Source organism: Mycolicibacter sinensis, assembly GCF_001673565.1.
GTDB lineage: Bacteria > Actinomycetota > Actinomycetes > Mycobacteriales > Mycobacteriaceae > Mycobacterium > Mycobacterium sinense_C.
Genome location: NZ_LZMF01000122.1, coordinates 1 through 16,264 on the forward strand (window position 1 = coordinate 1; position 16,264 = coordinate 16,264).

The window sequence follows — 16,264 nt, forward strand, 5'->3', positions numbered from 1 at the left end:
CACCGAAGGCCGCACCTGAGGGTCGCGTAACGTGACGGCCATGGCTTTCCGACTCGCCGACACACCTGACCAGCACGGCCGCACCTTTGTGGTGACCGGGGCCAACGGCGGACTGGGCGAGGTCGTCACCCGCACCCTGGCCGCCAAGGGCGCCACCGTGGTGATGGCCTGCCGCAACACCGCCAAGGCCCAGCAGATCGCCGACAGCATCACCGGCGACGTCACGGTGGCGGCGCTGGACCTGGGCAGCCTGGCCTCGGTGCGCGATTTCGCCGCGCAGCAACGCGGCTTCGACGTGCTGGTCAGGTGTGTCGGCGAGTCGGAAAGCCATGGCCGTCACGTTACGCGACCCTCAGGTGCGGCCTTCGGTGGTCAGGACCACACCCCGGTGGGTGATCACCCGCAGCTGCCCGGTGGGTCGGCGCCCGCTCATGGCTTCCAGATAGCTGCACCGCAGGGTGACGCGGACGCCGCCGGTCAGGCCCGGGATCGCGAAGTGCACCGACCGGCCGGGCGCTTCGTGCAGCAGGGCCACCGGGGGGTAGCGCAGCAGCATGCGCAGGTCGTGATCGCGGCAGCCGTCGAAGAGCTGCGCGGTGCGCAGAGTGCCATCGATCGCCCACTCCAGGTTGGCGTCGAGGGCGCGGATTCGCTCGGCCGACAGCGGCGACGGCGGTGGAGCCAGCAGGGTTAGCAGCGCCGGCGGGTGCCCGGCGTCGTCGGCGATGTCGCACGCGGTGAAGCCCCGCGCGTCGCGCTGGCAGCGCAGCGCGCCGCGATCGAGCAGCGCGGCAATGGTTTTCGTCGGTGCGCCGTGGCGGGCGGCCTGGTGCAACGGGGCGAGCCATTCGGGGCTGCCGGGCCGGCACTGGTTGACGCTGAGCGCCGGCGTGGCATCCAGCAGATCGAACAGTGCCGGCCAGTCGCCGGATTCGGCCGCATCGGCCAGTTGGTGCCCGGTCGTGATGGCATCCTTCGGCAGCAATGAAGGTTCCAGCACGCCGGGCCAATCTAGGGGTGGTTCGTCCATAGCGGTGAAGGTAGCGGCGGGTACCGACAACGGTCCGTCGCCGAAGTCGGCAGCCAGAACTTGTCGGTGGTCGCCGATACATTCCTTTCACCAGCACTTCCCCACGGGGGCTTGATAAATCGGGAGGTATCGATGCCGCACTCCACACCGGTCATTCTGCTCGGAGACCGTGACACGGCGGCCCATCGCGGCGACCTGGCCTCCGACGCCGGCGAGCGGGGCTACACCATCGTCGACACCTTCGGATTCGACGACGGGGCGGCCGCCCGGGAACACGACTTGACCCAGGTCGAGGCCGTCGTCGACGCACTGAGCCGTGCCATCGCCGGCCGGATCGACATCTGGGTGCCATTTCCGGGCCCGGACTTCCTGCGCGAGCAGCACCTACGACGGCTCAGCCTGGTGCTGCAGCGCCACGGCCTGAACCTGCTGATTTACCGGGAGCTTTTCCGGGTGCCCACCGACGGCGGAATCAGCGAGATCGACCAGGCGCTGCGGCTGGAGGTGCAGGCCGTCGACGAGCTCGACCGCGCGGCGCTGGCGGTGGCCGGTGTCAAGAGTCTGAGCCGGGAAATCGAGCTGGTGCTGGCCAAAACAGGTGCCACACCGGCGGTACGGAGACTTCCGGACCGCGGTACTACAGCGGCACACTCGCTGCCGCCGGTGCTGCCGCCGCCGTCGGTGCCGTGGCCGCAGCGCAAGCGGCTGCTCAAGTTCTATGCGAGCTGGCTGGTGTACGGCTGTGGTGTCACCCAGGCCGCCACCGCGCGGGTGCTGAACTCGGCGGGGCAGCGCACCCCGACCGGCCGGCACTGGAAGCCGGCCACGGTGTCCAAGCTGCTCACCGGCAAGTACGACGATCCGCGGCGGCCCGGCGACTTCAGGCCAGATGCAGTAGCTGGGTGATCAAGGCAGTCATGCGTGCGGGTCCATGATCGGCAGAAAGATCAGCGCGTAGACCAAGCCGCTGGCCGACGCTGCTATGCCTGACCCGCCTATGGCCAGGCCCAGCCCACGGCGGCGAGGCGTCTCGGCACGCAACAACACCCCGCCGACGACGAGCGCCCCGACGGTCGTCAGAACCGACGCCGTCGCCACCAGGATGCGGAACCCGGCGTGATTATCGAGCGGCAGTCGCCCCAGCAGCCAACCGATCCCGAACAGCGCCGCCCACACGAATTGGACAACCACCGGGGCTGACCGGGTCGCGATCCGCCAGACATCAGCGTCTTGCGCGCGGATTCGGATGAGCATCGTGTTGAGCATGTTCGAGCACCTTTCAGTGCATGACTTCAGGCCAGATGCAGTAGCTGGGTGATCACCAGGGTCGGGATGACGGTGACGGCGATGGTCAGCGGGGTCGCGAGGTACCCGAGCAGTATTCCGCGACCGACTTGCCCGGAATCATCGGGCAACTCGCGCAGGAACAACCCGGCCGGCACCACCACCGCCGTTGCCACCGCGAAGAAGAACAGGTTGGCGAACCAGTACGGAAGCCACACCCACGTCGCAGTCTCGACAATGGCGATGGCTGTCAACGCGGCGATGAAACCACGTGGTCCGTAAGGAGTTGCCGGGGAAGGGGTGGTCATGGGTGGTCATTCTCCGTTCCGCGCAGCGCCCCATCGCTGGTGTTGAACGGCGAAGATACCGGTACCGACGGCGGCGAATACCTTGGCCCGAAATCGGTTGCCGTCCCGGGGTCGAACTGATCGAAGAGGAAACTACCCAACCCGATCTCGTGGTGGAACGGCAGATTGAACACCGGTCCGGTGCTCCGTCCCGACTGCGCGGGGTCGATCAATACCGTTCGAGCGGTGCCGTTGGGCAGGTCTTGGTAAACCTCAAGGGAGGGGTAGTCCGTGCGGGTGCCGTCGACATGCACACCGCCCGAGCCGGGGGTAAAGACCAAGTCGCCGTTGACGCTCAACCGGTGGTCATTGAGAGGTCCGTTTCGGTCAGTGGCGAGACCCGGGACGAGCGGATTGCCCGCGTCGTATTTGATTCGCACCGACCCGTCGGGGGCCTGCATGATGCTGCCTTGGGGCACACCGCATTTCACCTGGCCCGGTGAGCCGTCGGAGTTCACCGCGACGGACGGGTTCTGACGCATCACCACGATCCCGTTGTCGTAATCGATGTAGGTGGTGACCTTGGTGTCCTCGGGATCGAAGCGCGAGTCAGGGCCTCTGCCGTTACCGAAGTCGCGTTTGGGAGGCGGGTAGCTGGTGACGTCGCGCTGCGCAATCCACTGCGACGCGCGCACGACGCCCTGCCCGGGCACCGGCTCGATCCGGGCCACCCGCACCTCGGACTCCACGCCCTGAAACTTCGGGTCGTAGGTGTGCGAGTCCAGTGCCGCGGCTGTCGTCCAGTCGGAGGCCGACACCGGATCGCGGCCGCAGACCTCGCGGAAGGCGTCGATCTGATTCTGCCGGCGCCCGTCGCCCGAGGCGGGGGACCGTTTGACGGTGTGGTCGACGGCCTGGATCTCCGGTCGGTGCGGCTTGTCGGCCGTGTAACCACCGGCCAGGTATCGCAGCAGGTCCGCCTTCTGTGCGCTGTCGGCGGCGGCGTCGTTGATGACGGTGAGAATGTCGCGGGTCTTGGCGGTCAGGAACCGCTGGAACTGGCGGGCGCCCGCCGGAGTGTCCAACGCCAGTGACTGCCGGTTGCCCACGACACTGCGGATCTCGCCTTCGATCGCGTCCAACCGCTTGCGGCCGGCCAGCGCCGTCCGGTAGGCGTCGTGCAGCGTCGCCGCGAAGGCTCGGTCGGTGGCCGCGGAGGTATGCAGGCGCCGCACCAGGACGGCCTCGCGGGCGCGCGCCGCGTCGGCGTGGGCGCCGGTCTCCGCTGGCATATTCGGGAGGCTAACGCAGCGGCGCCCGCTGGGGTATTCACTCCGGTGCCGGTACGCATGTGGTGGGTGTGAATACCAGGGCCCCTGATATCACCAGCGCTATCGTTTTCCGACATCACACATACCAACTCTCCGGGTACAGATGTGGCGGATGTGAAAGCCAACGCCATCTCCGGCTCGCCACGGCGGCCACGGCAGTGACAGCGCGAGACCCGTAGGCTGGTCAGGTGTCACCCCCGGACCTGACCGCCGAGTTCGCCCGCGGTTTCCCAGAACTGTCGGTGCGCTGGCAGGCCGAAACGCCGCCGGAGCCAAAACTGCTGGTGCTCAACGAGGCGCTGGCCACCGACCTGAAACTCGACCCGCAGTGGCTGCGCAGCCCGGCGGGTATCGGGCTGCTGACCGGCACCGAGGTTCCCGACGACGCGACCCCGGTGGCGCAGGCCTACGCCGGACACCAGTTCGGCAACTACGTTCCGCTGCTCGGCGACGGCCGGGCGCTGCTGCTGGGCGAACTCATCGACAACGACGGTCACCACCGCGACCTGGCCCTCAAGGGCTCCGGGCGCACTTCGTTCGCCCGCGGCGGCGACGGCCTGGCGGTGGTCGGCCCGATGCTGCGCGAGTACGTGATCAGCGAGGCCATGCACGCCCTGGGTATTCCGACCACCCGCTCGCTGTCGGTGGTGGCCACCGGGCGCGACGTGCAGCGCGAGGGCATGCTGCCCGGGGCGGTGCTGGCCCGGGTAGCCGCCGGCCACCTGCGGGTGGGCAGCTTCCAGCTCGTCGCCCAGCAGGCCCGCGCCAGCGGTGACCTCGGGCTGCTGCGCCGGCTGGCCGAGCACGCCATCACCCGCCACCACCCGGAGGCCGCGCAAGCCGAAAACCCTTACCTGGCCCTGTTTCAGGCGGTGGTTGAGGCCCAGGCGTCGCTGGTGGCGCAGTGGATGTTGGTCGGGTTCGTGCACGGGGTGATGAACACCGACAACATGACGATCTCCGGGGAGACCATCGATTACGGGCCGTGCGCGTTCATGGAGGCCTACGACCCGGCCACGGTGTTCAGCTCCATCGACTATGCCGGGCGCTACGCCTACGGCAACCAGCCACTGGTCGCGCAGTGGAACCTGGCCCGCTTCGCCGAGACGCTGCTGCCGCTGTTCGACGACGTCGAAGATAAGGCCCTCAACGTAGCGGTAGAGACCCTGGAGGGGTTCATGCCGCGCTATCACGGCTACTGGTCGGCTGGGATGCTGGACAAGTTCGGGCTGACCGGCAGCGTGGAGGCCGCCGCGCTGATCGATCAAGCGCTCGCACTGCTCAAGGACAACACCGTCGACTACACCTCGTTCTTCCGGGCGTTGAGCAAGGCCGGCCGGGGAGAAGAAACCTTGCCGGGCAAGGTCTTTGACGACTGGCTGGCGCACTGGCGTTCACTGGATCCGGATGTCGACGCGATGGACCGGGTCAACCCGGTCTACATCCCGCGCAACCACCTGGTGGAGCAGGCGCTGACCGCGGGGATGCGCGGCGATCTCGCGCCGGTGCAGAAGCTGCTCGAGGTGCTCGCCGAGCCGTACCGGGAACGCGACGGGTTGGAGGCCTACGCCGCGCCGGCGCCGCCGGAGTTCGGGGATTATCGGACGTTCTGCGGGACGTGACGGTGCTCAGCCCGGATTGACCGCGGTGACCACCCAGGTGCGGCCCGGGAATTTCACCACACCGTCGACCCGGCGCCGGCGCAGTTCGTCGCGCAGTTCCTCGATGACAGCGGCCCAGCCGTCCGCGCCCAGCCGCTCCGGTAGCTCGGCGCGGGCCTGCCGCCCGGTGGTGTTGGCCAGGATCAGGCTCAGGCGCTCCTCGACGCCGTCGCTGCCGTCGATACCGAAGTCGCAGACCCCGTCGAAGGCCGCCACGTCAACGTCGCGCCAGCCGGCGTCGGCCAGAATGGCTCGCACCCGCTCGGCGTTGCCGAAGGCCAGCGGTCCGGGTGCGTCGGGATCGGCAGCGGCAGGCGGTGTTTCAAGGCGATCCGCGAGAATGTCGACACCCAGGGTGAACATCGGGTTGTCGCCTTCTCGCCAGCACACGAACGTCAGCTGGGCTCCCGGCGCGGCGGCGTTGCGGATGTTGGCGAATGCGGCCACCGGGTCCTCGAAGAACATCACCCCGAATCGCGAGATGATCCGGTCGAATGCCTCGCCGGTGGCCGGCCGCAGGGCGAGTGTCTGGGCGTCACCGAGCGCGACCGTGGCCCCCGGCACCCGGCGGCGTGCCGCCTGCACCATCGGCTCGGAGATGTCGACGCCGAACGGGACGGCCCCCAGCGCTGCCGCCCGATGCAACAGAGTCCCTGAGCCGCAACCGATGTCGAGCACCCGCGCACCGCGGCCGATGTCGGCGGCCTGCAGCACCGCGTCGGCGAACGGCGCCAATACCGCCTCGAAGATCGCCGCATGGTCTACCCAGTCGATGCCCTGCGCCGCCCACGCCTGCTGCTGTTCCTCGTTGGCCATGACCGACAGCGTAGGCGTCGCCGGGGCGCGGGGCTATCGGACGTCCTGCGGGACGTGATGCAGCTCGTGGCGCCCGGAGGTGCGGGTGGCGAAACCCGGCGGCGCGGCATGCCTGCCCGCGGAACCGTTTTCGCTGAGCTCGAACCGTTGCGCCACCCACGCCAGGGGTTTGGGCGCCCACCAGTTCCACCGGCCCATCACATGCATGAATGCGGGTACCAGCACCATCCGGACCAGCGTGGCATCCACCAACACGGCCAGGGTCAGGCCGAGGCCGAGCATCCGCATGAACGACACCTGCGCGGCGATCAATGCGGCGAACGAGATCGACATCACCAGCGCCGCGGCGGTGATCACCCGAGCGGTCCGGGCCACGCCCAGCGACACGCTCTCGTCGTTGTCGGCGCGAGTTTGCCCCGACGCCAGCCAGTACTCCCGGATCCGGGACACCAGGAACACCTCGTAGTCCATCGACAGCCCGAACGCGATGCAGAACAACAACACCGGCACGTTGGCCACCAACGTCCCGGTCGGCGTTGTGCCGAACGCACCGAGATGGCCGTCCTGAAATATCCATACCAATGCCCCGAACGCGGCGACCAGCGACAAGACATTGAGGATCAGGGCCTTGGCCGGCAGTACCACACTGCCGGTGAGCAGGAACAGCAGCACGAACGTGATGGCGGCGATCAGCCCCAGCACCAACGGCAACCGGTCGGTGATGGCCTGCACGCTGTCGCGGTTGATCTGCGCCAGCCCGGCCAGCTGCACCGGCCGATCGCCCGGGCCGGGGACCTGATGCAGGTTGTCGAGCTGGGTCTCGGACCGCTGCGAGAACAGCGGTGCTTCGCTGGCGACCGTGAAAAACGCACTGTCCTCGGCGATCCCGGTCGCCGCGGCCGGCTCGCCCACCCGAGCGCCGCCGACGAAGGTGCCGGTGGGGGCCGACACCGACGACACGTCGGGGACTCGGGACAGATCGGCGGCGTAGCGGTTGAGCTCGTCGGCCGGTATGCCGCGGATGTCGGGCAGGACTACCGGCACTGCCCGGTCCGAGTCATCGGCAAAGTCGTTGCGCAGTGCGTCACCGACCTGGTGCGCCGACGCCGACGTCGGCAGCACCCGGTCATCGGGGAAGCCCCATTTCACCCCGAAGAACGGCAGCCCCACCGCCACCAGCAGCGCGACCACTGCCAGACCGATCGGTACCGCGCCGCGGGTCACGAATTTCGTTGCCCGGTACCAGAAACCCAGCTCGATGGGCCGCGCGGTGGGTGCCGGGCGGCGCAGCAGCCGGCGTGCCGGCCGGCGCACATCCAGCGCGTCGAGTCGGGGCCCCAGGAATGCGATCGCCGCCGGGGTGACCACGATCGCCGCGAGCGCAACAAAGCTCACCGTCGCCACGCCGGCGTAGGCGAACGACTTCAGGAAGTACATCGGGAACAACGCCATGACCACCATCGACAACGCGACCGTGCTCGCCGAGAACAGCACGGTGCGCCCGGCGGTGCTCATGGTCGCGATCAGCGCCCGATCGGGGGCCACACCGTCGGCCAGCTCGTCGCGGTAGCGGTTGATGATCAGCAGCGTGTAGTCGATCGCCAGGGCCAGGCCCATCGCGGTGGTGAGATTCAGCGCGAAGATCGAGACATCGGTGGCCAGCGTGATCAACCGCAACACCGCCATCGACCCGACGATCGCCAGCCCACCCAGCGCGACCGGCAGCGCCGCCGCCAGCAGGCCACCGAACACCCACACCAGCACGAGAAAGCTCAGCGGGATCGCGATCGACTCCATCAGCAGCAGGTCGTGCTGGTTCTGGTGGTTGATCTGCGCGTAGACCATCGCCCCGCCGCCGGCGCGGACGCTGACCCCGTCGCGGTCGTGCGCCACCTGATCGGCCAGAGCGCGGGCGTACTTCTGGGCGTCGTTCTCGCCACCCCTGAGGTTGGCCACGATCACACCGGAGGAACCGTCGGCGCTGATCAGCCGGGAGGTGGCCGACGGTGGTCCGGTCCACGGTGAGGTGACGTTGTAGATGAACGGCGACTGCTGCAGCTTCCCGGCGATGTCGGTGCCGACGGAGCGAGCCGGCTCGCTGTTGGCACCGCCGGGGGCGCTGATCAGGATCAGCAGCTGCTGCTCGCTCTGGCCGAATCGGTCGGTCAGCAACCGGGTGGCCTGGGCGGACTCGGAGTTGGGGTCCTGGAAGCCGCCCGCGGACAGTTTATCGGCCACCGGGATGCCGAAGACAGCCGCGGCGATCATCACCAGGAAGGCCAGCGCGAGCACACGTCGCGGAGCGGCGAGGGCCAGCAAAGCCATCCGGTGCAGCACGTCTAGCTACCTTCCGCCGAAATGGTCGACGAGAGGTGCCGCTGGCACCCCCACCGGCCTTGACACGAGTCCGGGTTCTGCGAGGTTCACCGCGTTGATTCGCTCCAGCCTACCGGCCGAAAGCAAAGCGCCGGGCACCAAACCACACCGCCGAGACTGGTGGATCGAAGCGACCGATCAACACAACGTTTACCTGCCAGGCTTGAACCGCGGCCCCGGTGACTCCGTGACCTCGACATGGACAACACCGCGATCAATACCCCGACAGTGGCCGCTGTGGCCGTTGAATTCCCGTCCCACCGGCACAGCCAGGCCCAGGTGATGGCGGCCCTGTCCGACTTCGCCGGACCGGAGTTCGCGCGGTTCGCCGCCAGCAGCGGCGTCGCCAAACGCCAGCTGGCACTGCCGTTGACGCGCTACCCCAAGCTCAGTGGCTTCACCGAAGCCAACGACGCCTACCTCGACATCGCGCTCGACTTGAGCGAACGAGCGCTGCAGTCGGCCCTGGATCAGGCCGGACTTACCGCCTCCGATGTCGACGTGGTGTTTTCGACGACGGTGACCGGGCTGGCCGTTCCCTCCCTGGAAGGGCGGCTGGTGACGCGGATGGGACTGCGCGCCGACGTCAAACGCATCCCGATGTTCGGCCTGGGCTGTGTCGCCGGTGCCGCCGGCCTGGCCCGGGTACATGACTACCTGCGCGCCTTCCCGGGTGATGTGGCGGTGCTGCTGGCGGTCGAGCTGTGCTCGCTGACGGTGCAGCGCAAGGATCATTCGATCGGAAACCTGGTGGCATCCAGCCTGTTCGGTGACGGCGCCGGCGCGGTCATCGCGACCGGGCCCAGCCGGGCACCGGCCGGACCGAAGGTGCTGGCGACGCGAAGCCGCACCTATCCCGATACCGAGGAGATCTTGGGCTGGGACATCGGCAGTGACGGCTTCCGCATCGTCTTGTCCGTCGAGATCGCCACCGTCGTCGAGAAATACCTCGGTGACGACGTCCGCGACTTCCTGGCCGATCATGGATTGGTGACCGACGACATCTCGACGTGGATCGTGCATGCCGCCGGCCCAAAAGTGATCGACGCGGTCGAAGCCGTGCTGGATCTGCCCCCGGATGCACTCGATCGTACCCGAAAGTCGTTGCGCGAGCACGGTAACTTGTCGTCCGTTTCGGTGCTCGACATCCTGCACGACACCGAGGCCGACCCGCCGACGCCGGGATCGATCGGCCTGATGATCGCGATGGGACCGGGGTTCTCCGCCGAACTCGTGCTGATGAGTTGGTAACCATGTACTACCTGCTGATCCTGGCCGTCGGCGTAGAACGACTGGCCGAACTGGCGGTGGCCCGCCGCAACGCCCGCTGGGCATTCGCCAACGGCGGCACCGAATTCGGGCATCGCCATTATCCGGTGATGGTCAGCATCCATGCGGCGCTGCTGCTCAACTGTGTGGTCGAGGTGGGGCTGTTGCACCGGCCCTTCATTCCGGTGCTGGGCTGGCCGATGCTCACGTTGACGCTGGCCAGCCAAGGGCTTCGGTGGTGGTGCATCGCGACACTCGGCCGGCGATGGAACACGCTGGTGATCGTGATGCCGCAAGCTCCGCTGGTCCGCCGCGGACCGTATCGATGGTTGCATCATCCCAACTATGTGGCAGTGGTGGTCGAGGGGTTCGCGCTGCCGCTCGTGCACACCGCCTGGGTGACCGCGATCGGGTTCACCCTCGCCAACGCGGCGGTGTTGCGGGTGCGTATCCGGGTGGAGAACGCCGCCCTGGGGTACCGGTGAGCACCATCGATGTCGACCTTCTGGTCGTCGGCGGCGGACCAGCGGGCCTCGCTTCCGCGTTATACGCACGGCAGCAAGGCCTTTCGGTAATCGTCGCCGAGCCGCGCGACAACCCGATCGACAAGGCCTGCGGTGAGGGTCTGATGCCGGGCGGGCTGGCCGCTCTGGCGTCGCTGGGGGTGGACCCGGCGGGTACGCCGTTGCGGGGCATCGCCTACCTGGACGAGCAGCGTCGGGTCGAAGCGCCTTTCCGCGACGGGCCCGGGCGCGGGGTGCGCCGCACCACCCTGCATGCCGCGCTGGCCGACCAGGCCAAGCAGCACGACGTCGACTGGGTCTGCAAGCGGGTCGGCGCCGTCGACCAGGATGCCCACGGCGTGACGGCGGGCGGGATCAGGGCCAACTGGTTGATCGCCGCCGACGGGCTGCACTCCACGGTGCGCCGCACCGTCGGGATCCCGGCCGTGGCCGGCACGCCGCGGCGCTACGGGGTGCGATGGCACTACCGGATTCCGGCCTGGTCGGAGTTCGTCGAGGTGCACTGGTCCCGGTGGGGTGAGGCGTATGTGACGCCGGTAGAACCGGATCTGGTGGGTGTGGCGATCCTGTCGCCGCAGCGCCCCGACCTCGACTGGTTCCCGCAGTTGGCAGCCCGCGTCGCCGGCGTCCAACGCGGGCCGGCCCGCGGTTGCGGCCCGATGCGCCAAGTGGTTTCACGCCGCGTCGAAGGCCGGGTGCTGCTGGTTGGTGACGCAGCCGGTTACGAGGATGCGCTGACCGGTGAGGGTGTCAGCTTGGCCGTCAAGCAGGCCGCTGCCGCCGTCGCGGCGATCCTCGACGACAATCCCGCGGCCTACGAGCGGGCCTGGCCGGCGATCACGCGGCGCTATCGACTGCTCACCCGAGCGCTGGTATTGGCCAGCGCTCCGCAGCCGACCCGGCGGGCCTTGATCCCGGCGTGTGAGCTGCTGCCCGGAGTGTTCGAACGCGCGGTGCATCTGCTGGCGCACTGAGCATCCGCTCGACCGCGGACACCACCAACCGGGTCGAGGCGCGAGTGCCCACCGTGATGCGCACCGCGCCGTCGGGGTAGTGCCGAGCCCGCAGCCCGGTGCCGGCGAAGATCTCACGCCACGACCGACCGGCAGCGGGCAGGTACACGAAGTTCGCATGCGAGTCGGTGCAGTAGACACCTGCGGCCTGCAGCCGTGCCCGCAGGTACTGGCGTTCGGCGGTGATCTGCTCGATGCGTTGCTGCAGCTGCGCTTCGGCAGCATAGGAAGCCGCCACCGCCACCATGCAGCTGGTGGGGACGCCGAACGGCATCTGCATGGCCCACAGCGCGGCCGCCGGCACCGGCGCCGCGACGCCGTAGCCGATCCGTAGCGCGGCCAGTCCGTAGGCTTTGGAGAAGGTCCGCAGCACAACCACATTCGGGAACCGCTGGATGAGGTCGGCCGGGTCGATGCGCTGGTGGGGTGCGACGAACTCGATGTAGGCCTCGTCGAGCAGCACGATGGTGTCCCCGGGGATGCTCGTCAGGAACCGCTCGACGTCGGCGACGGGCTCCAGCGTCCCGGTCGGGTTGTGCGGCCGGCACAAGACCACGACGCGGGCGTCGGCGGCGGCGCGGGCCATCGCGGGCAGGTCATGACGGCCATATCGGTCCAGCGGGATGTCGACCGTCGTCAGCCGCGCGATCTCGGCGAAGATCGGATAGCCGTCGAAAGTGGGCTGGCTCAGCACAATCCGATCACCCGGGTGCGTCATCGCGTGCAGCACCTGGATGGCCAGCCCGGATGCGCCGGGCCCCAGCACCACGCTCTCCTCGGGCACGCCTGCGTGGTCGGCCACCAGCCGGCGCAACCGGGTCGGCAGGAAATCCGGATAGCGGTTGGCCGCCCCCACGGCGTGCATCAGTGCCGCACGTACCGCCGGCAGCGGCGGGAACGGATTCTCATTGAGTGCCAGCGCACACGGATCGACGGCCGACGTCATGTGCCCCGTCCGCCCCACCGGATCGCCGCGGCGCCGGCGAAGTCACCGGCGTGCGCAAACCCGGCCATCACCACTACCTCGCCCGGGTGGAGTCGCTGCGCGGTGATGGCGCGATCCAGGTTGATCGGGATACCGGCTCCAAACAGGTTGCCGCACGCGTCGAAGGTGTCGAAGTGCCGTGATTCGGGCAGTTCGAGTGCTTCGCGCCAATTGCGCAAAAACACCCGGTTGGGCTGATTGGTGACCAGCAGGGCGATATCGGCAGGGGACAGGCCGAGTCGGTGGCAGACCGCCAGCGCGACCTCGGGTACCTGCCGGTTGCCGCGTGCCATCACCTTGGTGATCTTGTCTTCGGTGAAGCCGATATAGCCGGACCCGGGCCCGGGCTGCCACCACTTGCGGGGCGGGTCGATGGTGTAGGTCATGTCCCCGGCGTACTGCCCGTAGGTGCGGCACTCGACGTCGAGAATCGGCGAGTGATCGGTCAAGGTGACCAGGCCGACCGCCGCACCGTCACCGGGTACCGACGCCTGCGACTTGCCTCGGACTCCCGCCTGGTCGAAGACCTGGCCGGCGGCGTTCTGGGCGATCGCGATCAACGCGGTGCGCCCCGCGCCGGCGGTCAGCAATTGCCGGGCGACGTTGAGTCCCAGCACGAATGCGGCACATCCGCCGTTGTGCAGATCCAGCACCGACGACGGGCGCATACCCAACCGGTGGGCGATGGCACCGCCCGCGCCGCAGAACGGGATGTCGGGCAACTGGGTGTGGGTGATCAAGACGTCGACGCTTTCGATGACGTCGCGGCTGTGCCGGTCGATCAGGCCTTGTGCTGCCTGCTCGATCATGTCGGCCGCGGACTCGTCGGCGCCGACGTGGTGGCGGAACACCGGCGCCCGGAACATCACGTTGTCGCGGAGCTCGTCGGATTCGGCGAACTGGGCGTAGTACTGCGCGGTAATCGGTTCGCCGGGAAGGTAACTGGAGACGTCGGTCAAGCTGATGGCGGGTTGGCCCATGGTCGGCTCATCTCATCCAGGACGGTGTGATGGGCAGGCCGTTGTGGTGGCGGTACTCCGCAATCGCCTTCAGGTTCTTCAGTTCCAGCAGATGGCCGGCGCTGAACATGTCCCAGAAGTCACCGACCCAGACCGGGCGCTGCGGTGGTGCGGTCTCCGGATAGGGGTTGTGGTCGTAGAACGGGTGGTGACAGTTGGTCCACAGCACCACCGATCCGGGCTTGTTCAGCACCACCTGGGCGTCGACGACTCGCAGCAGATAGATCATCCACAGGTGGTGGCCCTGATCCCACGCACAGTGGTAGTCCACGGTGCGCGAGCGGCTGTCGGCGACGGTGCGGGTGTAGATCCGGGTCTCCGAACCGAGCCGGTCGTAGGCGAGCCACAGGCCGGGCTCCTCGGTGGGGGTGAAGCCACGCAGACTGTAGGTCCACTCTTCGAGGCAGCGGGTGTCGGCCAGGTAGTCGAACAGTTCGTCGGGCGGGCAGTCGATGTAGTCGTTCACGGTGCAGTAGTCGCCGAAGACCACATCGTGCGGGTAGACCGACCGCATCATCTCCATGATGATCGGGGTGGCCACCTTGCGGGGGCTGGTCTCTACCCGGATCAGTCCGTCGATGGGCTCGCTGATATCAGCGAGCGCTGGAAGCGACATAGCGGTGGTCCTCCCTACGTGTCGGTGCGGAAACGCCGGCGGACAGGAACGGTGCGAACGGTGGTATCTCGTCGGCGGCGCAGTCGACGCTGATCACCGACGGCCCGTTGTGGGCCAGCGCGGTGCGCAACGCGGCGCCGAATCCTTCGGCGTCGGCTGTCTCGATGGCGTTGAGGCCGGGCAACATCGACGCCAGGCCGGCGCCCAGGTGGCTGGGGGTGTAACGGTTGTAGCTGTGCCAGCCGTGGTAAAACAGCTGCTCGCGGGTCACGCACATGCCGTGCGCGTTGTTGTTGAGCAACACGAACAGCACCGGGAGCCGGTATTGCACGGCGGTGTGGATCTCCATGCCGTGCATGAAGAATGCGCCGTCGCCGGCGATCACCACGGTGCGCCGGCCGCGAGCGAACGCCGTGCCGATGCCGGCGCCGAAGCTGTAGCCCATCCCGCCCATACCCAGGGCAACCAGGAAGCGGCCGTCACAGCGCGGCGCAAGGTAGTGAACGGCCGCAGCGCCGGTGTTGCCGGCGTCGACGACGATGTCGAGACCGTCGGGCAGTTCATGGTCGAGTAGTCGCATCGTGTCGCGGTAGCGCACTCCCGGCCCGGAGTAGGACGGCGGCCGCAACTCGGTGCGTGACACGGTGTCGGGCACGCGCAGCCACCGCGGGCGCCCGGGCCCGGCCAGCGCCCGGCAGAGCATTCGCAGCATCGCCCGCAGATCGGCGGTCTGCACGTGTGTGCACGGCAGATACGGGGGCGCCGAACCCATCGACACGGTGCGGACGCCGGCCAGTGCTGCATCAAGACCGGCACGCGCGGTCTGCGACAGCCGGGTGCCCACCACCAGGCACAGCGCACTGGCCGCCACCGCGTCGGCAACCGAGGGGTTGCCCATCACACCGGAGACGCCCAGCGCCGACGACGCACCCAAACCCGGTGTGCCGGCCACATCCTTGGCGTCGGGAACACACACCACGCGCGCCTGCAGCAGCGCGCGCAGTTCCTCGAGTTCGGTGCGGGCGTCGTCGCGGGCCACCTGTTCGCCCGCGATGATCGTGACCGGGCCATGGGCGTCGCGCAGCGCGTGCAGGATCGGTTGTGGGCTACCCACCGGTGGCGGCTCAGGACGGCGTACACCGTTGCGCAGGCAGGCGCCGATCGTGACGGTCCCTTGCTGAACGTCCTTGGGCAACAACAGCACCGCCGGCCCGCCGCGGCGGGCTGCGGCGATGGCGCGCGGCAATGCCGAGACGATGTCGTCGGGGTCGAGCACCCGTTCGCAGAAGATCGATACGCCGGCGAACAACGCTTCGGCGTCCAGTGCACCGTTGCGGCCGCTGGTGTCCTGAAAGCTGCCGCGGCCGTCCATCGCGCGTGGGGCCTGGCCGACCAGCGCCAACACCGGGACCCGGCTGGCCAATGATTCCCCCAGTCCCGGAATCAGGTTCAGCGCGCCGCCGCCCGATGTCGCGGCGACCACACCCAGACCGGCGCCGCTGCGGCTATATCCATCGGCCATGGTGGCGGCCCCGAACTCGTGCTTGGCCAGCACCGCCGTGATGTCGGGCCGGAAATACGCCGCGTCGTAAAGGTCTTCGATGTTCGCGCCGTCGACGCCGAAGATGTGCCGCACTCCCGCTGCCGGCAGCTGGGCCACGATGTGGTCGACGGCTGAGTAGTTCCTGGACATGCCAGTGACACGGCGGGTGACCGGCATTGGTTCACATTGCGCGTTCCAGCAGAACTTTGCCGTTGTCGGCGGAAACCACTTGTACCGAGGCGATTTGGTCGCTTGGCGTGGAGATGCTGGCGGCCGGTGTGGCGGTGTGGCCGGGTTCGGCCACCCAGGTCGCCAGTCGGGTCTGGGTGCCGTCGCGGTCGACGATCACCAGCGCCAGGGTGTCGTGGTGCGCGGTCACCGGAGCCAGGCAGACGCAGCTCAAGTCGATGATGCTGCCCCAGGGCTGGCTGCTGACCGCGACGGTCGAGGCCAGCGCGGTGGTGCCCACCTGCGCCATCGGCAGCGCGGCTTGCTGCGCCGGCGGCGTCG

At 68.5% G+C, this 16,264-nt stretch carries 15 protein-coding genes and 2 pseudogenes; 6 read left to right on the forward strand and 11 right to left on the reverse strand.

Annotated features, from left to right (window positions below; all coding sequences use genetic code 11):
- Window positions 1-40 precede the first annotated feature (40 nt).
- Window positions 41-316, forward strand: a pseudogene (locus A5648_RS22885) (SDR family NAD(P)-dependent oxidoreductase); the annotation flags it as partial.
- A gap of 36 nt (window positions 317-352) precedes the next feature.
- Here A5648_RS22885 and A5648_RS16755 read toward each other — a convergent pair.
- Window positions 353-1,030, reverse strand: a complete 678-nt coding sequence (locus A5648_RS16755) for an ankyrin repeat domain-containing protein (RefSeq protein WP_065025630.1) — start codon at window positions 1,028-1,030, stop codon at window positions 353-355.
- 132 nt (window positions 1,031-1,162) lie between these two features.
- Here A5648_RS16755 and A5648_RS16760 point away from each other — a divergent pair, with 132 nt between their 5' ends.
- Window positions 1,163-1,936 carry a hypothetical protein gene (locus A5648_RS16760; protein WP_065025631.1) on the forward strand — a complete coding sequence of 258 codons (774 nt, stop codon included), beginning with the start codon at window positions 1,163-1,165 and terminating at the stop codon, window positions 1,934-1,936.
- A 9-nt stretch (window positions 1,937-1,945) separates the two neighbouring features.
- Here A5648_RS16760 and A5648_RS16765 read toward each other — a convergent pair whose 3' ends face one another.
- From A5648_RS16765 to A5648_RS16775, 3 genes are read right to left on the reverse strand one after another with little or no spacing between them, the layout of a single operon-like run.
- Entirely contained in the window at window positions 1,946-2,296 is a 351-nt protein-coding gene (locus A5648_RS16765) for a hypothetical protein (RefSeq protein WP_065025632.1), read from the reverse strand.
- Between the two features lie 26 nt (window positions 2,297-2,322).
- Window positions 2,323-2,568: a hypothetical protein gene (locus A5648_RS16770; protein WP_234787453.1), complete on the reverse strand. Its 246-nt coding sequence runs from the start codon at window positions 2,566-2,568 to the stop codon at window positions 2,323-2,325.
- A 50-nt stretch (window positions 2,569-2,618) separates the two neighbouring features.
- Window positions 2,619-3,893 (reverse strand): DUF4226 domain-containing protein, encoded by a 1,275-nt coding sequence (locus tag A5648_RS16775; RefSeq protein WP_065025634.1) that lies wholly within the window; start codon window positions 3,891-3,893, stop codon window positions 2,619-2,621.
- A 227-nt stretch (window positions 3,894-4,120) separates the two neighbouring features.
- On the opposite strand from A5648_RS16775, the gene A5648_RS16780 reads away from it, so the two are divergent.
- Window positions 4,121-5,554, forward strand: a complete 1,434-nt coding sequence (locus tag A5648_RS16780) for a protein adenylyltransferase SelO (RefSeq protein ID WP_065025635.1) — start codon at window positions 4,121-4,123, stop codon at window positions 5,552-5,554.
- Window positions 5,555-5,560: 6 nt separating this feature from the next.
- Here the strand turns inward: A5648_RS16780 and A5648_RS16785 are convergent, their stop codons facing one another.
- Window positions 5,561-6,409 (reverse strand): class I SAM-dependent methyltransferase, encoded by an 849-nt coding sequence (locus A5648_RS16785; RefSeq protein ID WP_065025636.1) that lies wholly within the window; start codon window positions 6,407-6,409, stop codon window positions 5,561-5,563.
- Window positions 6,410-6,442: 33 nt separating this feature from the next.
- The gene (locus A5648_RS16790) at window positions 6,443-8,746 is read right to left on the reverse strand and encodes an MMPL family transporter (RefSeq protein WP_082966547.1); all 2,304 of its coding nucleotides are present in this window, start codon (window positions 8,744-8,746) and stop codon (window positions 6,443-6,445) included.
- A gap of 237 nt (window positions 8,747-8,983) precedes the next feature.
- On the opposite strand from A5648_RS16790, the gene A5648_RS16795 reads away from it, so the two are divergent.
- Genes A5648_RS16795 through A5648_RS16805 form a run of 3 tightly spaced genes read left to right on the forward strand, consistent with a single transcriptional unit; the run spans window position 8,984 to window position 11,552 of the window.
- Window positions 8,984-10,036 carry a type III polyketide synthase gene (locus A5648_RS16795; protein WP_065025637.1) on the forward strand — a complete coding sequence of 351 codons (1,053 nt, stop codon included), beginning with the start codon at window positions 8,984-8,986 and terminating at the stop codon, window positions 10,034-10,036.
- 2 nt (window positions 10,037-10,038) lie between these two features.
- Entirely contained in the window at window positions 10,039-10,539 is a 501-nt protein-coding gene (locus A5648_RS16800; RefSeq protein WP_065025638.1) for an isoprenylcysteine carboxyl methyltransferase family protein, read from the forward strand.
- Window positions 10,536-11,552, forward strand: coding sequence for an NAD(P)/FAD-dependent oxidoreductase (locus A5648_RS16805; RefSeq protein ID WP_065025639.1), 1,017 nt, complete (start codon window positions 10,536-10,538; stop codon window positions 11,550-11,552). Before A5648_RS16800 ends, A5648_RS16805 begins: the two co-directional genes overlap by 4 nt.
- On the opposite strand, the gene A5648_RS22890 is transcribed toward A5648_RS16805, so the two are convergent.
- The 5 genes and pseudogenes from A5648_RS22890 to A5648_RS16825 form a co-directional block, all read right to left on the reverse strand.
- Entirely contained in the window at window positions 11,437-12,537 is a 1,101-nt protein-coding gene (locus A5648_RS22890) for an aminotransferase class I/II-fold pyridoxal phosphate-dependent enzyme (protein ID WP_109470826.1), read from the reverse strand. The genes A5648_RS16805 and A5648_RS22890 overlap by 116 nt on opposite strands.
- The gene (locus A5648_RS16810; RefSeq protein ID WP_065025640.1) at window positions 12,534-13,556 is read right to left on the reverse strand and encodes a 3-oxoacyl-ACP synthase III family protein; all 1,023 of its coding nucleotides are present in this window, start codon (window positions 13,554-13,556) and stop codon (window positions 12,534-12,536) included. The genes A5648_RS22890 and A5648_RS16810 overlap by 4 nt, the downstream gene beginning before the upstream one ends.
- 7 nt (window positions 13,557-13,563) lie before the next feature.
- A complete protein-coding gene (locus tag A5648_RS16815) occupies window positions 13,564-14,211 on the reverse strand; it encodes a hypothetical protein (protein WP_065025641.1) in 648 nt (215 codons plus the stop codon).
- Window positions 14,189-15,931 (reverse strand): thiamine pyrophosphate-binding protein, encoded by a 1,743-nt coding sequence (locus A5648_RS16820; protein WP_065025642.1) that lies wholly within the window; start codon window positions 15,929-15,931, stop codon window positions 14,189-14,191. The genes A5648_RS16815 and A5648_RS16820 overlap by 23 nt, the downstream gene beginning before the upstream one ends.
- 4 nt (window positions 15,932-15,935) lie before the next feature.
- Window positions 15,936-16,264 (reverse strand): annotated as a pseudogene (locus A5648_RS16825) (hypothetical protein); the annotation flags it as partial.